The sequence below is a fragment of the Enhygromyxa salina genome (assembly GCF_002994615.1).
Taxonomy (GTDB): Bacteria; Myxococcota_A; Polyangia; order Nannocystales; family Nannocystaceae; genus Plesiocystis; species Plesiocystis salina_A.
This window is the reverse complement of sequence record NZ_PVNK01000126.1, coordinates 36,335-58,320: the sequence shown is the minus strand read 5'-3', so window position 1 is coordinate 58,320 and position 21,986 is coordinate 36,335. Positions and strand designations below refer to the sequence as shown.

The following is a 21,986-nucleotide window of genomic DNA, read 5'->3' as shown; positions in this document are numbered from 1 at the left end:
GGGGAAGAGAGCCCGGGAGGGGGCCGGGGGTGCTTGGCGGTCCATGTAGCAGCGCTCCTACCGACGACCCGGGAGACACGAGCGTCGCGTTGGGTGATGTGTCGTCCGAGCCCCGGCCCGCGTCGAACAGGTCGAGCGGGTTGTCCGAGGCGCGGACACGGTCACCGCTTGCAGTCCGGGTTGTCGGTTCGGTTGAACTCGACGCGGCGGTTGTTGGCACGACCTTCGGCCGTGCGGTTGGTGTCGACCGGCGCGTCCTCGCCGAAGCCGACCGCGGTGATACGCGAGCCCTGGATCCCCTTGTTGACGATGTACTCGCGCACGCTGTCGACGCGTTTTTGAGACAGCTTCTTGTTGTAGCTGGTGCTGCCCTTGCTGTCGGTGTGCCCGCCGATCTCGATGGTGATGTCGGGGTTGGTGTTGAGCACCGTCACGACGTCGTCGAGCAGCTTGAAGCTCTTGGGATCGACGTTGAACTTGTTGAACTCGAAGAACACCTTGTCGTCGAGCTTGATCGCGCAAGGATCGACCTTGACCGCGAGATCCGGACAGCCGTCCTCGTCCGCGTCGCCGTCGAAGTCCTCGGGATCGTTGGGGCACGAGTCGTCCTTGTCGAGGATCCCGTCCTGGTCGTTGTCGGGATCGGGGCAGCCGTCCTCGTCCTCGAACTGGTCGAAGTCCTCGGCGTCGTTGGGACACTTGTCGTCGCCGTCGAGGATGCCGTCCTGGTCGTTGTCGGGATCGGGGCAGCCGTCTTCGTCCTCGAAGCCGTCGGGATCTTCGGGGTCGTTGCGGCAGTCGAGGCCGTCCTTTTGATCGAGGTTGATCCAGATCCGGTTCTCGTCGAGCGAGGACGCGTCTTCGACCCCGTCGCCGTCGTTGTCCTTGTCGGGGCAGCCGTCCTCGTCCTCGAAGGCGTCGAAGTCCTCGGGCTCGTCGGGGCAGCTGTCGACGTCGTCGTCGTAGCCGTCGCCGTCCTTGTCGCCGGCGGTCGGGGCCGCGGCGGCGACGACGTTGCCCGGCGCGCGACAGCGGACCGGATCGGTCTTGAGCTCGGCGATCTCGGTGTACTTCCCGGCGAGGATCACGTGCTCCTTGCCGCGGTAGTACTCGCCCATCTTGAGCGCCTCTTCGGCGAATTTGACGTTGGCCTCGGCCAGCGCGGTCTCCTTGGGCGCGCAGCCGATGCTCTTCGAGCCGTTGCCGATCGCGTCTTGGAGCCGGGTCTGGATGCCGCCGACCTTGCCCTCGAGCTGACGCCCGGCGCAGCTCGACAGGACCAGCGGAGACAGCGCCAGAGGCAGGAGCGGGACGATGGCCAGCAGCTGGGCGCGCTTGGTCCGCTTGGTCCGCTTGGTCCGGGGGGTGGGGGCGCTCATCAACCCTGCCCTCCGTCGGTGTTCTTGCCGCTCTTTTCGACCCCGGCGTCGTCGCGCTCGTTGACCTCGTCGATGCTCTCGATCTGCTTGCCCTCGGAGTCGACCATGTCGGTCGGGGCGGCCACGTCTTCGCTGTGGACGACAGACTCGCCCTTTTTGACGCGCTGGGCCTTGAGCTTGGCCTCGTTGGCCAGCTGCTTGGACCGCTCACCAAAATCGAAGGAGCGCTCGTACTCGCTGTAGCCCATCAAGACCTTGGACTGCTCGAGGTAGGCGACCGCGCCCCAGTACTCGTAGGGCGCGTACTCTTCGGCACCTGCGGCCTCGGCGTCGGCCACGGCACGGGTCGCGTCGGTCGCAACCTTCTTGAGGTAGCCGAAGGGACCGCAGCCCGCGCAGGCGACGGCCAGGCCGAGCGCGAAGAGTCGGGGGGCGACACGCGACACAGCGCGGGTCATGACGGGGCCGTTGGGGCGGGTAGTCGGAGGGTGCACCGAGAACTCCCTACTCTTGGGTCCGGCGGAGCGCCGGGGCCAGCGGTACCGGGCGGATCCCCCGTACAACACTAGCGAATTCGGCGGCGACGATAGCAGGGCAGCGCGCGCAGGGTCAACAAGGAGGGGATTCCGGGCTGTCTCGCGCCCATCTGCGTGTACCCCGCACAGATCGCCCGCGCCGTGTGACCCACAGCCGGGCCGGAGACCGCCCGAAGCTGGTAGCGTGGGGCCGTGAGGCCGGCTGGGCTGTCGCGGGCGCTGCTCGTCCTGTCACTGGTCGCCCCGGCGGCCAGCTGCGGCGAGCTCGACGATCGGGCCCGCTTCGAGCCCGTCGTCGGGGTCTTGGAGATCGTCGAGACGATCCCGGCTGCCGGGAGCCCGGACGCAGATCCCCTCACGCGGATCGATCTGTGCCTGTCCGCGGAGGTCGATCCGCGCGCGCTCGACAGCTTCGACGCGACCTTGCACTCGGCCGAGCTGACCTTCGACACCCAACAGGAGGTGCAGCTGTTCAGCTGGCGCGCCCCCGGCGAGCGCGCGGGGCTCGCGAGCGAGCGCTGGTGCCCGGGCTCGGTCCTGTCCCTGACCCCGGGTGCCCCGCTCCAACCGGGCCTGACCTACCGCGTCCAGCTTCGCCCGGCCCTGCTCGGCTGGGCCGGCGAGGCCCTCGACACCGAGCACGACAGCTGGGCCCCCAACGCCGAGGGCGAGCTCCGGCGCTTCATCGAGTTTCGCGTCGCCGGCTCGACCGGGGACAGCGCGCCCGAGGAGATCCCCGCGCTCGAGCCCGGCCCGAGCTTGACCGAGCTGTTCGCGCCCGGAGAGATCTTCGATCCCGAGCGGGAGGCGTGCGGCTGTCACCAGCGCGACGACGAGCTGGCCTCGGCGCGGCTGGATCTGTCGGACCCCGAGACCGCGTGGACCGAGCTGGTCTTGCGGACCGGGCTCGAGAACACCGACTTCCCGATGGTCACGCCGCGGCTTCCGTCGGAGAGCTACCTGGTCCACAAGCTGCTGCGGACCCAGGCTGGAGCGGGGCTGCACGGGCTGCAAGGGGAGCCGATGCCACCCGACGGGCCCCTGCCCCACGCGGATCTGGTTCGGGTCGCGCACTGGATCGAAGCGGGCGCCGAGCTCTGAACCTGGTCCCGTCGGGGCCCTCGATGTCGACGCCCCCATCCGCGCCGGTCTCGCTCTTTGCCCCCCGGCCGCCTCGATCTTCACCTCGCCCTCGGCGTCGGTCTCGACCCACGAGCGCCTCGCGGGTCGGACAACCTTGCCCCGCTACGGCTCGTGCTGCATGCGACCGACGATCTGGAGCATCGACTCGAGCTTGGCGACCTCGGCTTCGGTCTTGGCGATCAGATCGTTGGTCTCTTTGTTGTCGACCCCGAGCTCGCGGGCCTTGTGGAGCTGCTCGAGCGCGTCTTTGGTCTTGGCGAGGCACTGGCTGACCTTGGTCGTGTCGATCATGGCCTGCCCCCCGCGGACGTTGGGCTTGCAGTCCCCGCGCTCGGCCTCGCCGAGCAGGCGCAAGCCCTCGGTCAGGTAGTCGTTGCCGTTCTCCTTGCACCCCCCGGCGACAGCGAGGGCGACGAGCAGCGCCCACGCGGGGCTGAGCAGGCGTGAGGAGGGCATGCCAAACTATCGCATGGTTCGTGGATCCTCTCGCGGATCGTCGCGCAGCATGTGCGTGCGCGCCGACGGCTCGAGCGAGCCACGCTCGGCGCGGCCGTCAACGTGATCGATCGAGCGCGGCCGCGGCCCGCTCGATGCACGCGGCGTCGTCCTGAGCCCGACAGACCAGCAGCAGCCGCGACCACACGCTGCGCTTGTCGGCGGCGAGCTCGACGGCGAGCTCGGCGAGCTCGCGGGCCTCGGCCAGGGTCGCGGGCTCGCGCGAGAGGAACAGCGCGAGGTTGGCCAGCGCCGTCGGCCGCTCCGGATCGATCTCGAGCGCGCGCCGGGTCAGCTCGATCGCCTCGTCGGTGTGGCCAAAGCGATCGCGGACGGCACCGAGCCCGATCAGCGCCCGCGGGTGCTCGGGCTGGACGTGGTCGAGGATCAAGCGATAGCCCCGCTCGGCCTCGAGCCAGCGGACCGGGGACTCGGGCGCGCGCGCGAACTCGCCGTTGATCCACAAGGCGAGGCCGTCGGCGAGGCGCTCGCGGTCGACGGGGTTCGTCATCCGCCCGTCCCAGCGAGCGATCGCCTCGGCCAGAGGATCGCCCGGCCCCGGGACCCCCGGCGGGCGCGCGTCGGGCCCCGGCGGGAGCTCGGTGACCCAGATCGGCGGCTCGCCCCCGCCGTGAATCGAGACCCCGGCGAGGACCGCCGTCGTCGGGGACTCGAGCACCAGCGGCCCGCGCCAGGCCGACAAGACCGCGTCGATCCGGCCGCGCTCGTCGCCAGCGTTGCCCGCGGCGTCCCACACGACGCGCCGTCGCGGGCTCGCGCGCTGCCACTGCGTCGGCGCCCGGTAGAGGTGCTGGGCCGGGACCGCGACGACATCGGGCCGCGCCCCCTCGAGGGCTCGGGCCGCGCTCAGGCCCGCGCTCAGATCATCGGACTGGGACAGGATCAACGCGTCACTGGGGCTTCGGGCCAGGACCTCGCGGGTCCACGCGTGGGGCGCCCACGAGCGCGTGGCCCGGGCGTCGGCGAGGCTCTCGAACCCGGCCGGGAGCCACAGCGCGGAGGCCAGCAGCGGCAGCGCGACCCAGCGCAGCGGCGGGCGGCGCGAGGTCCAGCGCTCGACGCCGAGACCGAGGGCGAGCGCGGCGAGCAGGCACAGCGCGAGGCCGGTCTGGCGGTCGCGGCCGCCCATCGGGTTGATCGCTACGGCGTAGACGAGCTCGACCGCGACGATCCAGCCGACCCAGCGCAGCAGGAGGTGGTCGTCATCGACGAGGGGGATGTTGTCGGGCTCGGACTCGGCTTCGGACTCGGGCTCGGCTTCGGCCGCGCGCCCGCGAGCCGCGAGCGACAGCGGTCGCGTGAGCCCAAACGCGAGCGCCGCGACCGCGATCAGCAGCCCGATCGGGCCGAGATCCTCGGTCAGCCGCAGCGCGACCATGCGCAGTTGCAGCAACCACGCCTCCGCGCCCATGCCCCCGAGCTTGACGGCGAAGCTGTCGCGGATCGCCGTGGCCTGGACGTGGGCCCAGACCGCCGGCCAGGTCTGCGGATCGCCCCAGTCGGCCATCGTCCCCCGCGCCGACGCGAGCGGCAGGGTCAGGACCACCGCGCTCGCGAGCGCGACGACCAGCGGCGCCCAGCGAGCCCAGGGCTGCGCCCGACGCCAGGCGAGGATCCACGCGAGGACCACGGGCGGGACCAGGGCCAGGCGCAGATCGCCGAAGCCCCACACGGCGATGACCGCCGCGAACACGCCGATGCAGCGCCGTGACACGCGCTTGGCCTCGGCCACGGCCGGGTCGAAGCCCCACAGCGTGGCCATCAGCAGCAGCGCCGCGAAGCCGTAGATCTCGACGACCCGGCCGTGGCGCGCGAGCGTGAGACCGAGCGGCAGCCACAGACCGAGGACCCAGCTCAGCGCCCAGTGGACCCCGCGCCGCCGCAAGATCGCGAGGACCAGCGCGACCGCGCCAGCCATGCACGCGCTCGAGACCAGGGCCATGCGCATGCCGATCGGCCCGAGCGGCAGCGCGGTCGCGAGGTGGAGCAAGGGCACGTAGCCTGGGACCCCGGTCGGGTGCATGACGCCGAGCTGTGCGCCAGCTGACGCGATCTCCCCCGAGTCGAGCCAAAAATGCGCCGGAGAGGCCCCCACGACCAAAAACGCGAACACAAGCAAGACCAGCGCGCGCTCGTGCGCGATCGGGTGGCCTCGGTCCGCCGACATGGACGGAGTGTCGGCCGCCCACGCGGGGTCCGCAAGCCGGAGCTATCGACTTTGGTCGGTCGCCTCGATAGCTTCACGGTGGATCCGCACTTCGCATGCGCGTGCTCGACTTCTCGTCTGCCCCCGGCTCGGCGCCGGGCGACCTCACGCCGCTGCCGCTTGGTACAGCCGCGTGCCTCGGCGCGTTCGACGGGATGCACCGCGGCCACCAGGGCCTGATCGCCCGGGCCCGCGCGCTCGCGCCCGAGGTCGCGGTCGTGACCTTCGAGCCTCGCCCCGCCGAGGTCCTCGCGCCCGAGCGCGCGCCGCCGCGGCTCCAGACCCCGAGCCAGCGCGAGCACGTGTGCCGCGAGCTCGGCGTCGACACCCTCGCGATCTTGCGCTTCGACGCCGAGGTCTCGCGGCTGTCGCCGGCCGCCTTCGCCCAGCAGGTTTTGATCGAGGGCCTGCGCCCGGTCGCGGTCGTCGTCGGCTATGACTTTCGCTTTGGAGCCCGGCGCGCGGGCGGGCCCGACGAGCTCCGGCGGCTGCTCGCGGGCGCGGGCATCGGGCTGTCGGTGGTCGAGAAGATCTCCGAACAAGACGGCGAAAAGCTCGGCTCCACGGCGATCCGCGAGCTCGTCGGTGCGGGCCAGGTCGAGCACGCCGCCGAGCTGCTCGGGCGCCTCTACAGCGTCGCGGGCGTCGTCGAGCACGGGGCCGGGCGCGGCCGCGGCCTCGGCTACCCGACCGCCAACGTCAAGAGCCACTCGCTGCGCCCGCGCGGCGGCGTCTATGCCTGCTTCTTGAGCCTGCGGGGCCGCAGCGCGAGCGGGCGCATGGTCGAGCTCGAGTCCTGGCCCGCGGTCGCCAACCTCGGGACCAACCCAACCTTCGCCTCGACCGACGCGCCCGGCCCCACGACCCTCGAGGTCCACGCGCTCGACGTCGACCTCGGCGAGCGCCTCTACGGCCGCGAGGTCGAGGTCGCGTTCGTCGCCCGGCTCCGCGACGAGCAGCGCTTCGACGGGGTCGAGGCCCTGCGCGAGGCGATCGCGGCCGACATCGAAGCTGCGCGCCCGCTGCTGAGCGAAGATGTCGCCGCCCGGCGCCACGCGAGCAAGGTCGAGGCCGAGCCCGCCTCCCTCGAGCCCGAGCCCCGCCACCTAGCCGGAGGCAAGCGGTGAACGAGACCCAGGCCCCGAAGGGTGAAGGCGAAGCGAGGGAGCCGGGCCGCAGGCTCGAGCCCGGAGACGACCAAGCGCGTGAGCTCGACCTCGACCTCGACCTCGACCATGGCCTCGCGTCGCCGACCCTCGCCCAGCTCTACCTCGCCCAGGGCCACCCCGGGCGCGCGCGCACGATCTGCCGCGAGGTCCTCGCCGATGACCCGACCAACGGCTACGCCCTCGCGCTGCTCGAGCGCCTCCGCCGGGCCAGCGCCGCCCGACTCGAGGCCCGGCTCGAGGCCCGCTTCGTGCCCAGCTCCGAGGCCGGCATCGAGCTCGGCGCAGGCGAGCTCGAGCTCAGCTGGTCCGTCCCTCGCGGCCTGCTCGCCGAGTACGACGACGCCCGCGTCGACGTCGTCCTGGCGATCGCGGCGCCGCGCGCAACCCTCGTTCCTCAGCCCACGACGCTGCGCTACACGTCCCTGCGCTGCCTCGACCTCCAGGCGACCGCGCGCCGCGAGGCCCCGCTCGGGCCCGCTTCGGCGGCGGCGATCCTGGTCCTGAGCCCCGGGCCCCAGCGCAAGCCCACGCTGCTGAGCCCACGGCCCCGCCGCCCCGGTCTGCGCGTCCTGGCCGTGGCCGAGTCGCTCAGCTGGTAGCTGCTCCGCGCCAAGTGCGGGCCGAGGGGACGACGGGGCAACCGGACTCGGAGTCTCAATTTAGACCCGCGCGGGCAACCGGACTCGCGGGCAACCGGACTCGGAGTCTCAATTTTGGTCCTTCGATCACTTGCGGGGCCGAGGGCATGGGGGGACTCGCGGGCAACCGGACTCGGAGTCTCAATTTTGGTCCTTCGATCACTTGCCGATGCGAGACGGGCAATTTTCGCGGGCAACCGGACTCGGAGTCTCAATTTTGGTCCTTCGATCACTTGCCGAGGGCGGACTCGGAGGGCAACCGGACTCGGTGTCTCAATTTTGGTCCTTCGATCACTTGCGGGGCAACCGGACTCGGTGTCTCAAATTTTGGGCGGGCAACCGGACTTAGAGTCTCAACTTTGGTCCTCCGATCACTCGCGGTGGGGTGGCCCGACCATGGGCCACGCAGAATCCTGCAACACCGTCGTCCGCGGGCCGACACCCTCGCGTGGCTATCTCCTCCGCCCGCAAACAAGCCAGCTCCGACCGCCGGGCCGCGAACCGCGCCCGAGGCCAGGCGCGCCCCCACGCGCGGGTCCGCGCGCGGCCGATCCTCCCCTCGACCAGCTACAAGGTCACGAGGCGGTGCCTCGAGCGTCGCATGTTCCTCGCCCCCGGCCGCGCTCCCGACGAGATCGTCAACTTCATCGGCTACTGCCTCGCGTACACCGCCGCCAAGTTCGGCGTGCAAATCCACGCGGCCGTGATGATGTCGGACCACTACCACATCGACCTCACCGACCCGCGCGGCGATCTCGTCCCCTGGAAGCAGCTGTTCAACAGCTTGATCGCCCGTGGCATCAACGCCCAACGCGGGCGCTTCGACTCCGTCTGGAGTGGCGACGGACCCTGCGACACCTGCCGCCCAAACGATGACGAGACGTTCAAGGATCTCGTCTACACCATCGCAAATCCGGTCGACGCGGGCCTCGTGAAGTGGGCGCGGCTCTGGCCGGGATTCACCACCGCGGACTGGCGTTTTGGCGAGACGCGGACCTTCAAGCGGCCCGAGGGGTTGTTCGACCCTGACGGCAACATGCCCGAGAAGGCGACGTTGACCCTGGTCCGACCGCCGATCTTCAGCGAGCTCGACGACGACGCGCTGTACGACAAGCTCGCTGCAGCGGTGCGCGACGTTGAGCTCGAGATTCAGGCCGACTTTCGTGCCCAAAGCCGACGCTTCATGGGGCCGCGCAAGCTCGCGCGGCAACACTGGAACCGGGTGGCGATGAGCTTTGAGGAGCGCTTCACTGTCGCGCCCAAGGTTGCGGCGTCGTCCGTTTGGCGACGCTTGGCGCAGCTGCAGCGGGACCGCGACTGGGAGCGCAAATACGCGGAGGCGCGAGCGGCGTGGAGGATGGGGAAGCCGGCTGTGTTTCCGGCGGGGACCTACTGGCTGCGTCGATTCGCTGGAGTCAGTGTGGCCCAACATCCGCCCTCGTGAAGCTGCGACATGAGGAAAGGCGGGGTGGCACGAGGCGATCCCGCGGGATGGTAATTGTGTCGTGGCCACGGGTTGATGAGGGGGGTGCGCATGACCGCAGGATTCGCCCTCTCAGGCCGAAAATAGGCGTGAATTTGCGAATCGTCCGCGCTCGCGGGGTGACTCGGGCCTCGAGCCGGACCTCGTGGGTGGAAAGACTCACCGCCCGGCATTTGGCGGGTCGGTGAGGGGGGTGCGCATGACCGCAGGATTCGCCCTCTCAGGCCGAAAATGGGCGTGAATTTGCGAATCATCCGCGCTCGCGGGGCGACTCGGGCCTCGAGCCGGACCTCGTGGGAGGAAAGACTCACCGCCCGGCATTTGCCCGGCATTTGGCCCGGCATTTGCTCATTTGCTACTCGGACCTCGTGGGTGGAAAGACTCACCGCCCGGTATTTGTCTCAGGCCTCGTGGGTGGAAAGACTCACCGCCCGGTATTTGTGGGAGGAAAGACTCACCGCCCGGCATTTGGCATTGCCCTTTGCTACTCGGACCTCGTGGGTGGAAAGACTCACCGCCCGGTATTTGTTTGCGTGGGTGGAAAGACTCACCGCCCGGCATTTGGTGACTCGGACCTCGTGGGTGGAAAGACTCACCGCCCGGTATTTGACTCGACCGCTACTCGGACATCGTGGGAGGAAAGACTCACCGCCCGGTATTTGCATTTGCTACTCGGACCTCGTGGGTGGAAAGACTCACCGTCCGGTATTTGCCGCCCGGTATTTGGTGGTAACTCGGACCTCGTGGGTGGAAAGACTCACCGTCCGGTATTTGACCGTCCGGTATTTGGCGCACGAGCTCGCCCATGCGGTCAGCTGCGAGTGGCGGAGTGGCAGCGGTCCGGCCTTCTCCGAGAGTCTCGCGGTGGGCCTGGAGCTCGAACCTTCGGAGTCGTTGAGAGACCCACGCGAGCTCGTCACCGCTGGCGTGGCGGCAGATGTCGACTACCCAGGTGCGGGGCATTTTGTCCGCTGGCTCATCGAATCCCATCGACCTGGCCCCGGGGACCTACCGCGTCGACGTCTTGCGCAAGTACGCACCGGCCCATCAGGTCACACTACAGATCACGCAAAAATCGTGAGTCGGATCACTTTCGTCATCCGTTGGTGACGGCCCCGACGGCCGCCGCAGCCCAGCGCACGGCCCGCTCCTGACGAGAACCGAGGAGAAATTCATCAATAGCCGAATTCGGGAGTTGATGGCCGCCTAAATCGTCGATTTCGGGGCGCAGTTCCGTTCCAGCCCCTCATCTCCAACTTTGCTGCTCAGCTGACGAATTGTTTGTCACCACCGACGAGAAACTCGGCAGTCATGGTGCTCAGGATCGGGCGCGCCTCCCGACATGGGTGGCGCCGCCGGCCGCGGTCGTCGTCGGCCACGACTTTCGCTTCGGGGCCAGGCGCGCGGACGGGCCCGCCGAGCTCCGGCAGCTGCTCGCTGGCGCGGGCATCGGGCTGTCGGTGGTCGAGAAGATCTCCGAGCAGGACGGCGATAAGCTCGGCTCCACGGCGATCCGCGAGCTCGTCGGCACCGGCCGGGTCGAACGCGCCGCCGAGCGGGGCCTCGAGGCCCCGCTCGGGCCCGCGTCGGCGGCTGTGGGCCTCGGCGCGAGCACACGCTCCTGGCTCCACGGCCCCGCCGCCCGGGTCTGCGCGTCCTGGCTGTGGCCGAATCGCTCAGCTGGTAGGTGGGCTTGGGCAAGCCCAGGGCTTTTGCTACGTTGGCGGCCAATGGCGGACAAGCTCTTCCGCGGCGTGTTCACGGCCCTCGTCACCCCCATGGACGAGGAAGGCCGCGTCGACGACGACGCGCTCACGCGCCTCGTCGAGGCCCAGATCTCAGGTGGTGTCCACGGCCTCGTCCCCTGCGGGACAACCGGCGAAGCGGCGACCCTGTCCCAGGCCGAGCACGTCCACGTGGTCGAGGTCGTGACCCGCGCGGCGAAGGGTCGCGTGCCCGTGCTCGCGGGCGCGGGGTCCAACTCCACGCGCAAGGCGATCGAGCTCGCCCGGGCCTGCAAGGAGCTCGGCGTCGACGCGACCTTGCAGGTCGTCCCCTACTACAACAAGCCCCCGCAAGACGGCCTCATTCGTCACTTCGAGGCGATCGCCGACGCCGTCGCCTTGCCGATCATCCTCTACAACGTCCCCGGCCGCACGGTCACCAACATGGTGCCCGAGACCGTCGCGCGCCTCGCCAGGCACGAGAACATCGTCGGCATCAAAGACGCCACCGGCGACCTGCACGTGGCCGCGCAGCTGCGCGAGCAGTGCGGCGAGGCCTTCGCCCTGATGTCGGGCGACGACTTCACCCTGCTGCCCTTCCTGGCCACGGGCGGCGACGGGGTCATCTCGGTCGTGTCCAATCCGGCCCCGGCGCTGCTGGTCTCGCTCTACGACGCGTTCGTCGCCGGCCGCCTCGACGAGGCCCGCGCCATCCACTTTCGCCAGCTCGCGCTCACCCGCCTGCTGTTTCGCGATCCCAACCCGATCGCGGTCAAAGCCGCGATGCACATGCTCGGGATCGGCGGCACCGCGGTCCGCTCGCCACTGCGCGAGCTCGACCTCGACGGCCCGCTCGCGGCCTCGCTCCGCGCGTGTCTGCGCGACCTCGGTCTCCCAAGCTGATCGCTCCCCGCCACTCGACCAGAGGAACCATGAAGCAACGCATGATCTCGATCATCATCGTCGGCGCCCGCGGGCGCATGGGCACCACGCTCATCCGCGAGGTGATGGGCTCGGATGACTTGACCCTCGGCGCCTGCGTCGACCGCTCGGGCGGACCCGGCATCGGTCAAGACGCCGGTCGCCTCGCCGGCCGCCCGGACACCGGGGTCCTCGTGACCGACGAGCTCAAGCCCCGCCGCGGCAGCGTCGTCGTCGACTTCTCGCTGCCCAAGGCGACCGCGACCAACGTCCGCGCCTGCGTCGAGCACGGGATCCCGCTGATCATCGGCACGACCGGGCTCAGCGAAGACGACGACAAGCTGCTCGCCGAGGCCGGCGAGTCGATCCCAGTCGTCTACGCGGCCAACTTCTCCGTCGGCATCACCTTGCTGCTGCAGCTCGCGGGCATCGCCGCGGCCGCGCTCGGGCCCCAGTGGGAGGCCGAGCTGTTCGAGCTCCACCACCGCTTCAAGCGCGACGCGCCCTCGGGCACGGCCCTGCGCATCGGCCAGGCGGTGGCCGAGGCCAGCGGTCGCAAGTTCTCCGAGGTCGCGCTGACCGATCGCTCGACCCTCGGCCGCCCGCGGACCTCCGAAGAGATCGGCGTGTTCGGCCTCCGCGGCGGCGACTCGCCCGGCGAGCACACCTTGATGTTCCTCGGCGAGGGTGAGCGCATCGAGCTCACCCACCGCGCGGGCGACCGGGCGATCTTCGCCCGCGGCGCGCTCCGGGCCGCGCGCTGGGCCGCCGCCCAGCCGCCGGGGCTCTACGACATGTTCGACGTGCTCGGGCTCGCGGAGTGAGTCGAGCGCCGCTGCTGCTCGCCCTCGCGCTCACGCTCACGGCCTGCGCCCACCGGGCGACCCCGAGCGCCGACGCGCGCGTGGCCGTGGTCGAGGCCAACATGGGCGAGCTTCAGCAGTGCTGGGACGACCTCGCGGGCGCCTACCCCGGGCGCGCGGGCTCGATGCTCTTCTCGGTCGATCTGCGCCGCAACGGCACCGTCGACTGGGTCGAGATCGACGCCGACGAGCTCGGCGTCGCCAAGCTCAGCGCGTGCACGGTCCGCCGGATCAAGCGGTGGCGCTTTCCCGAGGATCGCAAGCGGCGCTCGATCACCTTCGGTGTCGGGTTCAGCTCGCCGGGCCCACGCTGACGCCGGGGCCACGCGGCGGCGGCAAGGCGCGCGGAGATCACCGAAGCGATCGCGCGGGCGCTGGACCTGGAGTTTCGCGCGACCGTGGTCGCGCGCGCGCAGGATCTCGCGCGTCGGGAGCTGGGCGCGGCGCGGATGGGCGCGCGCGGGAGCGGCTGCCTCAGACCCCCGCGGTCATCAGCAATTCTGCCACGCACGGCCGCGAGCGGCGCGCGGCAAGCTCGAGTACCCACTCAACACTTCTTCGACTGGAGCTCGATCCCCGCATAGATACTGCTGAAGATCGCCTGCTCCTGCGGAGCCGCGATGGCGTTGAGCACCAGCGAGTTGTTGATCGCAAAGATGGTCGAGGCGCCGCATTCGGACCAAACAATCGACTGGGCCTCGACGTTTTCATCCTTGGAGTAAATTGAGTCGTAGGAGCCCTCGAGCGAGGTCTCGGTCTCGTATCCGACGGGCTCGCCCGCGAAGAAATAGCTGCCCGTGTTGCGCGCCTTGACCCCCTCCTCGAGCAGGGCGTAGCCATAGCCGTCCACGGCGGTCACGCCGACCTGCCAACCGTCGGGCACGTGAAGCTGGGCGCTGATCACACAATTCGTGGTCTGGATGGGCGACTTCGCCGGGTTGATGAGCAGCATGTCATTGAAGGAGACGAAGAAGCTCATCTTGTCGGGGGCGAAGCCGACCTGGACCGAGTCGGGATCTGGACAGCCCGCGCCGTCGTACACCACGCCCTCGACCCAGAGGTCCTCGGCCTTCGGCGCCTCATCCATATTGCCCGGCTTGTCTTTGTCGAGCGCCTGTGTATCGCCGCCCTCGCCGCCCTCGCCGCTCTCGCCGTCGCAGGCGGCGCTCGGGAGCGCGATCAGGGCGAGACCGAAGAGGATGTGTGTGCGGGGATCCATGTCCGAGATGCCAAGCAAGGCGTGTGCCTGACCCGCGGGCTTGTCTCAGCGTCAACGGCCCGACGCAGGAGCTGCCGGGCTTCGGGCGGCGCCGGCAGCTATGAGCGCCACCTTAGAGGCAGTTGGGCGCGCCGAAGGCATCGTCGAGCGCCGCCAAGAACTCATCTTCACACTCGTCGCTGTCGATCGTGTGGCCAAAGCGCTGGCAGTTGTCATGGTTGGCGCAGTCCGTGGTGAACTGCGAGCTGGCCCCGCACCGGTTCCCGCACCGGCCGAAGCAGTTGCCGAAGGCGTACTCGACGTCGGCGCTGTGATCGGGCTCGTAGCACTTCCAGCTGCCGCCGGTCCAAAACCATGTGCCGTCGTCAGCGCAGGGGCCTGCTTCATCCATGCTCAGGTAGGCATAAAATGTGGTCTCATCCTCCCACTCGTAATAGTCGTCGTCGTCATGGGTGGTCTCGACGAAGCTGTAGAGGTCGTCGCAGAGCGAGGTCGCGCCGCGAAAGCCCGCGTCGACAACCCCGCGCAATTCCAGGGCGCTCGGAAACTCGGACCACGTATCGGCGAAGGTTCGCACGCGCGCGGTCGCCGGACCGACCTCGGACCCGAGCTCGTCGAGGGCGTCGGCCAAGGACCCGAGCGCCGCCCGATCGTCACCGGTCATCTGTGTGGCCGCGCCGCCCTCGCTCGCGTACCCGTCGTAGCGGATGATGCCGTCGCTGCCTTGTTGGGCGGTGATCGTCATGCCGTTGACCTCAATGTCGAGCTCGAAGCCAGCGCCAGCGACTTCGCCCGAGAACGCCAGGGCGTGGCGCTCGTCGGCAAAGCTACCGCTGACGACTCCCCCGACCTCGTCGATGACCAGGCCGCGCTCGATCTCCGCCGAGGCCTCGGGCTTGGGCTCGGCGCACGCTCCGAGCGGGATCAGCAGACATGCGGAAAGAACGAGAGACCTGTTTGTTTTTTGTGGATACATGGCGCCCTTGCTGCGCGCAAACACGCGTGTTCATGGCGTGTTTGCGCGCATTTTCCTGCGGGACACGAGAAAGCATAGAAGTACGGAGTCACGGAGTCATGATGAGCGCTCAGCTCAACACTTCTTCCATTGCCACTGAAACACCTTCCTGAATTGCCCGTCGATATCGGTGCTGTTGAAGATTCCGTAGCCCGTCTTGTTGGCGATCGCGTTGAGGTTCAGCGTCGTGTTGATCGCAAAGATGGCCGAGCCACCGCACTTGGACCACACGAGCGACTGGAACGGGACCTTGTCGGAGAACACGTAGAGGTCGTCGTAGGGGCCCTTGAGCTGGGTGTGGGCGCTGAAACCGACCGGGTCGCCGGCAAAGAAGTAGCTCGATGTCTGGCGCGCCTTGAGGCCCTGCTCGAGGAAGGCGTAGCCGCGCGTGTTCACGGTCGCGACCGACACCTGCCAGCCCCCGGGGACATGAAGCTTGATGCTCGCGAGGCAGTTGAGGGTCTTGACCGGCGGGCCCGGCGGGTTCTCGAGCAGCATGTCCCTGAAGATGACGATGAAGCTCTTCTTGTCGGGCGAGATCTGGGTCGTGACCGTGCCGGGGTTGCCGACCGGACAGCCCGCGCCGTTGGCGACGATCCCCTCGATATAGACGTCGTTGTAGTCGGGCTCATTGATGGCGTTCGGGATGTGGAGGGGCCCGTCTTGTTCGAGCTCTTCGAACCTGGCGTCGTCGAACTCGAGGACCTCGCTCTCGACCGAGCTCTCCAAGAGCTCGTCTTCGAACGCGGCTCGCTCGTCGAGGTCTGAGAGATCTTCGAACTCGTCCGTGCAGGCCGGGGCCAACATCACCAGCGCGGCGAGGCAGCCGAGAGAGAACAGCATGCTCTTGCGCGCATGCAGCTTGGGTTTGATTTGCGTTGGGGTGTCCATGCTCCGCGAGGCTGCAAGGCCCGTGCCCGGGCGCCCTGCGCTGGCCCTCGCCGCTGGTCCGAGCTCACCGGCCCGCCGCCTCCATCGCGGACGCACGCAGCCTCCATCGCGGACGCACGCAGGAGCCCCGGTGGGGCTCGGCGGGCTCATCGCCATCAGAGGCGATCGCGTTGAGGCTGACGCGGACAAATCAAGTACTGGGCGTCCTGACGCGACGCGCAGCTCGGGGCGGCCCGTCGCGCCAGGACGCCAGCACCCGGAGCGCGGCCTTGGCCCACGCGGAGCTCGTCACGTCCTGCGTCCGGGACCGTAGCAGCGCGCGAATCACTTGCGGGCCCCAGCCGATCCGCCGATGATGAGCGCCATGGCCGAGCAAGACCGAGTGTTGGCGAGCCTGCGTGTCTGGGTTGCGACCGCGTGGGCCGATGGCACCCTCGCCGAGGCCGAGTCCGAGGCCCTGCGCAGGCTGATCGGCTACGCCGCGATCCCCGAGGCCAGCAAGGCCGAGGCCCTGACCTGGCTCGACGCGCCGGTCGAGCTCGACGTCGGGCAGCTCCCCGAGCTCTCGGCCGTGCGCAAGCTGTTCATCTATCGCGTCGCCGCGGCCCTGACCCGCGTCGACCTCGAGCTCGACTCGACCGAGCGCTCGCTGCTCCACAAGCTGCGCCGGGCCCTCGACATCGACGAGGCCGAGGCCGGCGAGATCGAGCTCGGCGTCCGGGCTCGACGCGACAGCTGAACGCTGTCATCGAGCGGCGGCGCCACAAGCGCACCATCCCCTGGCGAGCCCGTGGGCGGGAGGTCTCCCGGAGCCCGGCGCCAGATCAATGGCCGTTGGAGCGCGCCTAGACTGGACCACAGCAATATATCTGGATATCATGATGGACGGATATCTTGCGCTGCCCCCATGGCTGACCTCACCCAGACCGTGGACCTGCTGTCGGTCCTCGCCGACCCAACCCGGGTTCGGCTGCTGTCGCTGCTCGAAGACAGCGAGCTCAGCGTCGCGGAGCTGACCCGGGTCACCAACCTCCCGCAGTCGCGGGTGTCCACGCACCTGCGCAAGCTCAAGGCCGCGAGCCTCGTCCGCGATCGCCGAGACGGCAGCTCGAGCTTCTACGGCCTCGACACCGACAACATGGGCGCCCCCGCCCGCGAGCTGTGGGCCCTCGTCCATGGCCGCCTCGACGACGCCCAGCTGGCCAAGGATCTGCGCCGCCGCGAGGCCGCGCTCGCGGCCCGGACCAGCCGCCTGCGCTGGCCCGACGAGGTCGCCGGCCAGATGGAGCGCCACTACTCGCCAGGCCGCACATGGGAGGCCACCGCTCGCGCCCTGCTCGGCTTCCTCGAGCTCGGCTCGGTCCTCGACATCGGCTCGGGCGACGGCGTCAACGCCGAGCTGCTCGCGCCGCGGGCCGAGCGGGTGACCTGCCTCGACCTCAGCGAGCGGGTGATCACGGCGGCCAGGCGACGGCTCGAGCGCTTCACCAACGTCGACTTTTGCGTCGGCGACATGCACGACCTCCCCTTCGCCTCGGCCAGCTTCGACGCCGTCTTGCTGCTCCACACGCTGACCTACTCGGACCGTCCGCAGCTCGCGACCGCCGAGGCCAGCCGCGTCCTGCGACCCGGTGGCGCCCTCGCGGCGGTGACCCTGGTCGAGCACGAGCACACCAAGATCGCGGCGGCCTACGACCACGTGAACCTCGGCTTCAGGGCCGAGGAGCTCGAGGCGACCCTCGCCGCGGCCGGCCTCGACATCGTCCAGTGCGCGGCCAGCTCCCGCGAGCGCCGCAAGCCCTACTTCCAAGTCCTGACCGCGTTCGCGCGCAAACCCCAGCCGCCCCCGTGACCTTTGCCATGACGATCTCCCGCCACGACCGAATCGCCGCGCTCCGCAAGCTCCTCGACCAACGCATCGTGATGCTCGACGGCGCCATGGGCACGCTGCTGCAGGGCTACAAGCTCGGCGAAGACGACTACCGCGGGCAGCGCTTCGCGGGCCACGATCGCCAGCTCGCCGGCAACAACGACCTGCTCTCGCTGACCCGGCCCGACATCGTCCGCGCCGCGCACCAGACCTACTTTGACGCGGGCGCCGACATCATCGAGACCAACACCTTCTCGGCCACGGCGATCGCCCAGGCCGACTACGGGCTCGAGGCCCTGGCCCGCGAGCTCAACCGTGAGTCGGCTCGGATCGCCCGCGAGGTCGCCGACGCCCGCTGGACCGACGCGACCCCGAGCTTCGTCGCCGGGGCCGTCGGCCCGACCAACCGCACGCTCTCGCTCTCGCCCGACGTCGAAGATCCGGCCTACCGCGCGATCGACTACGCGACCCTGCGCGCGGCCTACACCGAGCAGATCCACGGGCTGCTCGAGGGCGGGGCCGACCTGCTCTTGTTCGAGACGATCATCGACACGCTCAACGTCAAGGCCGCGATCATGGCCGCGTTCGACGTGTTCGACGCGACCGGCGACGAGCTCCCGATCATGATCTCGGGCACGGTCACCGATCGCAGCGGGCGAATTTTGTCGGGCCAGACCATGGAGGCCTTCTGGCGCTCGATCGCCCACGCCAAGCCCCTGAGCGTCGGCCTCAACTGCGCGCTCGGGGCCGCGGCGATGCGGCCCTACGTGGCCGAGCTGGCCGAGATCGCGAACTGCGCGGTGTCTTGCTACCCCAACGCCGGGCTGCCCAACGCCTTCGGCGAGTACGACGAGCTGCCCGAGCAGACCGCGACCGAGCTCCACGAGTTCGCCGAGAGCGGCCTGGTCAACATCGTCGGCGGCTGCTGCGGGACCACGCCCGAGCACATCCGCACGATCGCCGAGCTCGTCCAGACCCTCGAGCCCCGCCCCGTGCCCCTGGCCGATAGCGACTCGCTCGACGCCCCCAACGAGTCCCACTTCGCGGGCCTCGAGCCCCTGACGATCGGGCGCGACACCGGCTTCGTGATGATCGGCGAGCGGACCAACGTGACCGGCTCGCGCAGGTTCGCCAAGCTGATCAAGGCCAACGACTACGAGCGCGCCCTCAACGTCGCGATCTCGCAGGTCCGCAACGGCGCCAACATCGTCGACGTCAACATGGACGAGGGCATGCTCGACTCCGAGCAGGCCATGCGGACCTTCCTCAACCTGATCGGCTCCGAGCCCGAGGTCGCCCGGGTCCCGATCATGATCGACAGCTCCAAGTGGTCGGTGATCGAGGCCGGGCTCGAGTGCGTGCAGGGCAAGGCGATCGTCAACTCGCTCTCGCTCAAGGAGGGCGAGGACGACTTCCTGGCCAAGGCCAAGATCGTCCGCCGCCACGGCGCCGGGCTCGTGGTCATGGCCTTCGACGAGCAGGGCCAGGCCGAGACCGCCGCGCGCAAGGTCGAGATCTGCAAGCGCGCCTACGAGCTGCTCACGACCAAGCTCGGCTTCGACCCGCACGACATCATCTTCGACCCCAACGTCCTCGCCGTCGCAACCGGGATCCGCGAGCACGACCGCTTCGCGCTCGAGTACATCGAGGCGACCAAGCTGATCAAGCGCGCGTGCCCGGGCTCCCGGATCAGCGGCGGGATCTCCAACCTCTCGTTCTCGTTTCGCGGCAACGACCCGGTCCGCGAGGCCATGCACTCGGCCTTCCTCTATCACGCGATCGCGGCCGGGCTCGACATGGGCATCGTCAACGCTGGCCAGCTCGTGGTCTACGAAGACATCGACCCCGAGCTGCGCGAGCGCGTCGAGGACGTGCTCTTCGCCCGGCGCGAGGACGCGACCGATCGCCTGATCGAGCTCGCCGACCGCTTCAAGGGCAAGAAGAAGTCCAACGAGCTCGACACCCGCTGGCGCGATCAGCCGGTCATCAAGCGGCTCGAGCACGCCCTCGTCCACGGCATCACCGACTTCATCGAGGCCGACACCGAAGAGGCCCGGGCCGCCGCCGCCCGGCCCCTCGACGTGATCGAGGGCCCGCTGATGGCCGGGATGCGCGTGGTCGGAGATCTGTTCGGGTCCGGCAAGATGTTCCTGCCCCAGGTCGTCAAGAGCGCCCGGGTCATGAAGCGCGCCGTCGCCTACCTGATGCCCTACATGGAGGCCGAGCAAGGCGGCGGCAAGCTCGAGCCCGCCGGCAAGGTCGTGCTCGCCACGGTCAAGGGCGACGTCCACGACATCGGCAAGAACATCGTCGCGGTCGTGCTGCGCTGCAACAATTACGAGGTCACCGATCTCGGCGTCATGGTCCCGGCCACGGTCATCCTCGAGACCGCGCGCGAGCAAGGGGCCGACATCGTCGGGCTCTCGGGTCTGATCACGCCGAGCCTCGACGAGATGGTCCACGTGGCCAAGGAGCTGCAGCGCCAGAAGTTCGACATCCCCTTGCTGATCGGCGGGGCCACGACCAGCCGTCAGCACACCGCCGTCAAGATCGCGCCGAGCTTCGAGCAGCCCACGGTCCACGTGCTCGACGCCTCGCGGGTCGTCAACGTGGTCTCGGATCTGCTCGACGCCGACCGCCGCGCCGCCCTCGATCTGCGCAACCGCGAGCAGCAGGCCGATCTGCGCGAGCTCCACAAGCACAAGCGTCAGCACCCGATCACCCCGCTCACCCGGGCCCGGCGTCAGGCGCCGAAGCTCGACTGGCGGGCCGAGGATCTGGCCACGCCCGCGCAGCTCGGGCGCGCCGTCATCAGCGACGTCAGCCTCGCCGAGGTCGCCAACTACATCGACTGGACCTTTTTCTTCACCGCCTGGGATCTGCGCGGCGTCTACCCGCGGATCCTCGACCACGAGAAGTACGGCGCCGCGGCCCGCGATCTGTTCGCGGCTGGCAAGGCGCTGCTCGCCGAGATCATCGCGGGCGACAAGCTCGGCCTCCGCGCGGTCCAGGGCTTTTGGCCGGCCAACCGCGACGGCGACGACATCGTGCTGTGGCAGCCCGACGCCGTCGGCGAGCGCGAGCTCACCCGCTTTTGCATGCTCCGCCAGCAGCAGATCAAGGGCGGCCAGGACAGCAAGACCAAGCTCCATCGCTCGCTCGCCGACTTCGTCGCGCCGATCGACAGCGGGCTCGTCGATCACGTCGGCGCGTTCGCGTGCACGGCGGGGGTCGGCGCCGACGCCCTCGCCGCCGAGTACGAGGCCGAGCACGACGACTATCACGCGATCATGGTCAAGGCCCTCGCCGACCGCCTCGCCGAGGCCTACGCCGAGCTGCTCCACGAGCGCGCGCGCCGAAGCTGGTACGCTCCCGATGAAGCGCTGAGCAACGAGGCCCGCGTCGCCGAGCGCTACCGCGGGATTCGGCCGGCCTTCGGCTACCCCGCGTGCCCCGACCACACCGAAAAGAGCAAGCTCTTCGAGCTGCTCGACGCCCCCGGCCAGGGCATCACCTTGACCGAGAGCTTTGCGATGACCCCCGGCGCGAGCGTCAGCGGGCTCTACCTCGGGCATCCCCAGAGCCGCTACTTCACGCTTGGGCGGATCGGTCGGGATCAGGTCGAGGACTACGCCAAGCGCAAGGGCATGCGCGTGGCCGAGGTCGAGCGCTGGCTCGGGCCCAACCTCGGCTACGACGACGACTCCGCCGGCGCCGCCGCCTGACGCTCACGTCGGCGCTTGCGCTGGCTCGACCGCGAAGCCTGCTAGCAGCCCGGGCTGCTAGCTCCCGTAGGCGTCGCGCAGGGCCGAGATCGTGGCGTCGTCGGCCTCGCCGCTGAGCTCGAGCTCGTTCGCGGTCTGAAACCGGCGCAGCGCCGCGGCCGTGACGTCGCCGACCTCGCCATCGACGAGCCCAAAGTAGTAGCCCAGCGCCCGCAGCCGCTGCTGAACACCGCTGGGGCTGTCGTGCGGATCGAGGTGGCCGATCCGAAGGACGTGCTTCTCGAGGCCGTCGCGCAAACTCAAGGTGGCCCGGGTCGCGTGGGCCGGGATCGGCTCGTCGATCCACCCTTCGCCGTCGGTGGTCCCCGTGATCGGATCGAGGCCGTCGAACAACAATTCGAAGGGCTCGTCGGCCCGGGCCTCGCCGTGACGAGTCAGGCGCAAGCGCAGCTTGACGGCGCCGACGTTGAGCTGGAAGCGCGCGACGGTGCCGGTGCTGAGCGACTCTTCCTTCTCTTCGAGCTCCGGAATTACGAGGCGGTCCCCGGGCAGGAGCGCCTGCGGGGTCTGGCGTAGCTGCTTGAGCTCGGCGTTGTCGGGGTGGTCCCAGATCGTCTGGGGGTCGAAGCCCCGGGCCAGCGCGATGGAGGTCAAGCACTCGCCCTGTTCGATCGTGATCGTGGCCATG

At 69.5% G+C, this 21,986-nt stretch carries 19 protein-coding genes; 10 read left to right on the top strand and 9 right to left on the bottom strand.

Going from position 1 to position 21,986, the window contains the following annotated elements; translation table 11 throughout:
• Positions 1-161: 161 nt before the first annotated feature.
• Together ENSA5_RS12995 and ENSA5_RS12990 are read right to left on the bottom strand one after the other, a co-directional pair.
• Positions 162-1,379 (bottom strand): OmpA family protein, encoded by a 1,218-nt coding sequence (locus ENSA5_RS12995; protein ID WP_146155636.1) that lies wholly within the window; start codon positions 1,377-1,379, stop codon positions 162-164.
• Positions 1,379-1,837, bottom strand: coding sequence for a DUF4398 domain-containing protein (locus tag ENSA5_RS12990; protein WP_106391963.1), 459 nt, complete (start codon positions 1,835-1,837; stop codon positions 1,379-1,381). The genes ENSA5_RS12995 and ENSA5_RS12990 overlap by 1 nt, the downstream gene beginning before the upstream one ends.
• A 270-nt stretch (positions 1,838-2,107) precedes the next feature.
• On the opposite strand from ENSA5_RS12990, the gene ENSA5_RS12985 reads away from it, so the two are divergent.
• The gene (locus tag ENSA5_RS12985; protein ID WP_106391962.1) at positions 2,108-3,016 is read left to right on the top strand and encodes an Ig-like domain-containing protein; all 909 of its coding nucleotides are present in this window, start codon (positions 2,108-2,110) and stop codon (positions 3,014-3,016) included.
• Positions 3,017-3,160: 144 nt separating this feature from the next.
• On the opposite strand, the gene ENSA5_RS12980 is transcribed toward ENSA5_RS12985, so the two are convergent.
• Both ENSA5_RS12980 and ENSA5_RS12975 read right to left on the bottom strand, forming a co-directional pair.
• Positions 3,161-3,514 carry a BPTI domain-containing protein gene (locus ENSA5_RS12980; protein WP_106391961.1) on the bottom strand — a complete coding sequence of 118 codons (354 nt, stop codon included), beginning with the start codon at positions 3,512-3,514 and terminating at the stop codon, positions 3,161-3,163.
• Positions 3,515-3,611: 97 nt separating this feature from the next.
• Complete coding sequence (locus ENSA5_RS12975; protein WP_106391960.1) at positions 3,612-5,741, bottom strand: protein O-mannosyl-transferase family; 2,130 nt, start codon at positions 5,739-5,741, stop codon at positions 3,612-3,614.
• Between the two features lie 95 nt (positions 5,742-5,836).
• Here ENSA5_RS12975 and ribF point away from each other — a divergent pair, with 95 nt between their 5' ends.
• From ribF to ENSA5_RS12960, 3 genes are all read left to right on the top strand, one after another.
• Positions 5,837-6,907: a riboflavin biosynthesis protein RibF gene (ribF, locus tag ENSA5_RS12970; RefSeq protein ID WP_106391959.1), complete on the top strand. Its 1,071-nt coding sequence runs from the start codon at positions 5,837-5,839 to the stop codon at positions 6,905-6,907.
• Positions 6,904-7,548, top strand: coding sequence for a hypothetical protein (locus ENSA5_RS37600; protein ID WP_181197713.1), 645 nt, complete (start codon positions 6,904-6,906; stop codon positions 7,546-7,548). Before ribF ends, ENSA5_RS37600 begins: the two co-directional genes overlap by 4 nt.
• A 640-nt stretch (positions 7,549-8,188) precedes the next feature.
• Positions 8,189-9,031, top strand: a complete 843-nt coding sequence (locus ENSA5_RS12960; protein WP_106391958.1) for a hypothetical protein — start codon at positions 8,189-8,191, stop codon at positions 9,029-9,031.
• Positions 9,032-10,335: 1,304 nt separating this feature from the next.
• Here the strand turns inward: ENSA5_RS12960 and ENSA5_RS39160 are convergent.
• Positions 10,336-10,701: a hypothetical protein gene (locus ENSA5_RS39160; RefSeq protein WP_106391956.1), complete on the bottom strand. Its 366-nt coding sequence runs from the start codon at positions 10,699-10,701 to the stop codon at positions 10,336-10,338.
• Positions 10,702-10,800: 99 nt separating this feature from the next.
• Between ENSA5_RS39160 and dapA the strand changes: the two genes are divergently transcribed.
• Genes dapA through ENSA5_RS35915 form a run of 3 tightly spaced genes read left to right on the top strand, consistent with a single transcriptional unit; the run spans position 10,801 to position 12,892 of the window.
• Positions 10,801-11,697, top strand: a complete 897-nt coding sequence (gene dapA / locus ENSA5_RS12945) for a 4-hydroxy-tetrahydrodipicolinate synthase (RefSeq protein WP_106391955.1) — start codon at positions 10,801-10,803, stop codon at positions 11,695-11,697.
• Positions 11,698-11,726: 29 nt separating this feature from the next.
• On the top strand, positions 11,727-12,539 hold the full coding sequence (gene dapB, locus ENSA5_RS12940; protein WP_219906780.1) for a 4-hydroxy-tetrahydrodipicolinate reductase: 813 nt from the start codon (positions 11,727-11,729) through the stop codon (positions 12,537-12,539).
• Positions 12,536-12,892, top strand: coding sequence for an AgmX/PglI C-terminal domain-containing protein (locus ENSA5_RS35915; RefSeq protein ID WP_146155635.1), 357 nt, complete (start codon positions 12,536-12,538; stop codon positions 12,890-12,892). The genes dapB and ENSA5_RS35915 overlap by 4 nt, the downstream gene beginning before the upstream one ends.
• A 233-nt stretch (positions 12,893-13,125) precedes the next feature.
• On the opposite strand, the gene ENSA5_RS12930 is transcribed toward ENSA5_RS35915, so the two are convergent.
• The 3 genes from ENSA5_RS12930 to ENSA5_RS12920 all read right to left on the bottom strand — a co-directional run bounded on the left by ENSA5_RS12930 (position 13,126) and on the right by ENSA5_RS12920 (position 15,703).
• On the bottom strand, positions 13,126-13,797 hold the full coding sequence (locus tag ENSA5_RS12930) for a DUF4360 domain-containing protein (RefSeq protein WP_106391954.1): 672 nt from the start codon (positions 13,795-13,797) through the stop codon (positions 13,126-13,128).
• Between the two features lie 112 nt (positions 13,798-13,909).
• On the bottom strand, positions 13,910-14,773 hold the full coding sequence (locus ENSA5_RS12925) for a hypothetical protein (protein WP_106391953.1): 864 nt from the start codon (positions 14,771-14,773) through the stop codon (positions 13,910-13,912).
• 114 nt (positions 14,774-14,887) lie between these two features.
• Positions 14,888-15,703: a DUF4360 domain-containing protein gene (locus ENSA5_RS12920; protein WP_181197711.1), complete on the bottom strand. Its 816-nt coding sequence runs from the start codon at positions 15,701-15,703 to the stop codon at positions 14,888-14,890.
• 364 nt (positions 15,704-16,067) lie between these two features.
• On the opposite strand from ENSA5_RS12920, the gene ENSA5_RS12915 reads away from it, so the two are divergent.
• The 3 genes from ENSA5_RS12915 (at position 16,068) to metH (ending at position 21,298) form a co-directional block, all read left to right on the top strand.
• Positions 16,068-16,442: a hypothetical protein gene (locus tag ENSA5_RS12915; protein WP_146155634.1), complete on the top strand. Its 375-nt coding sequence runs from the start codon at positions 16,068-16,070 to the stop codon at positions 16,440-16,442.
• Positions 16,443-16,610: 168 nt separating this feature from the next.
• The gene (locus tag ENSA5_RS12910) at positions 16,611-17,555 is read left to right on the top strand and encodes an ArsR/SmtB family transcription factor (protein ID WP_106391950.1); all 945 of its coding nucleotides are present in this window, start codon (positions 16,611-16,613) and stop codon (positions 17,553-17,555) included.
• 8 nt (positions 17,556-17,563) lie between these two features.
• Entirely contained in the window at positions 17,564-21,298 is a 3,735-nt protein-coding gene (metH, locus tag ENSA5_RS12905; protein ID WP_106391965.1) for a methionine synthase, read from the top strand.
• Positions 21,299-21,355: 57 nt separating this feature from the next.
• Here metH and ENSA5_RS12900 read toward each other — a convergent pair whose 3' ends face one another.
• Positions 21,356-21,985 (bottom strand): peptidoglycan-binding domain-containing protein, encoded by a 630-nt coding sequence (locus tag ENSA5_RS12900; protein ID WP_106391949.1) that lies wholly within the window; start codon positions 21,983-21,985, stop codon positions 21,356-21,358.
• Position 21,986 lies beyond the last annotated feature (1 nt).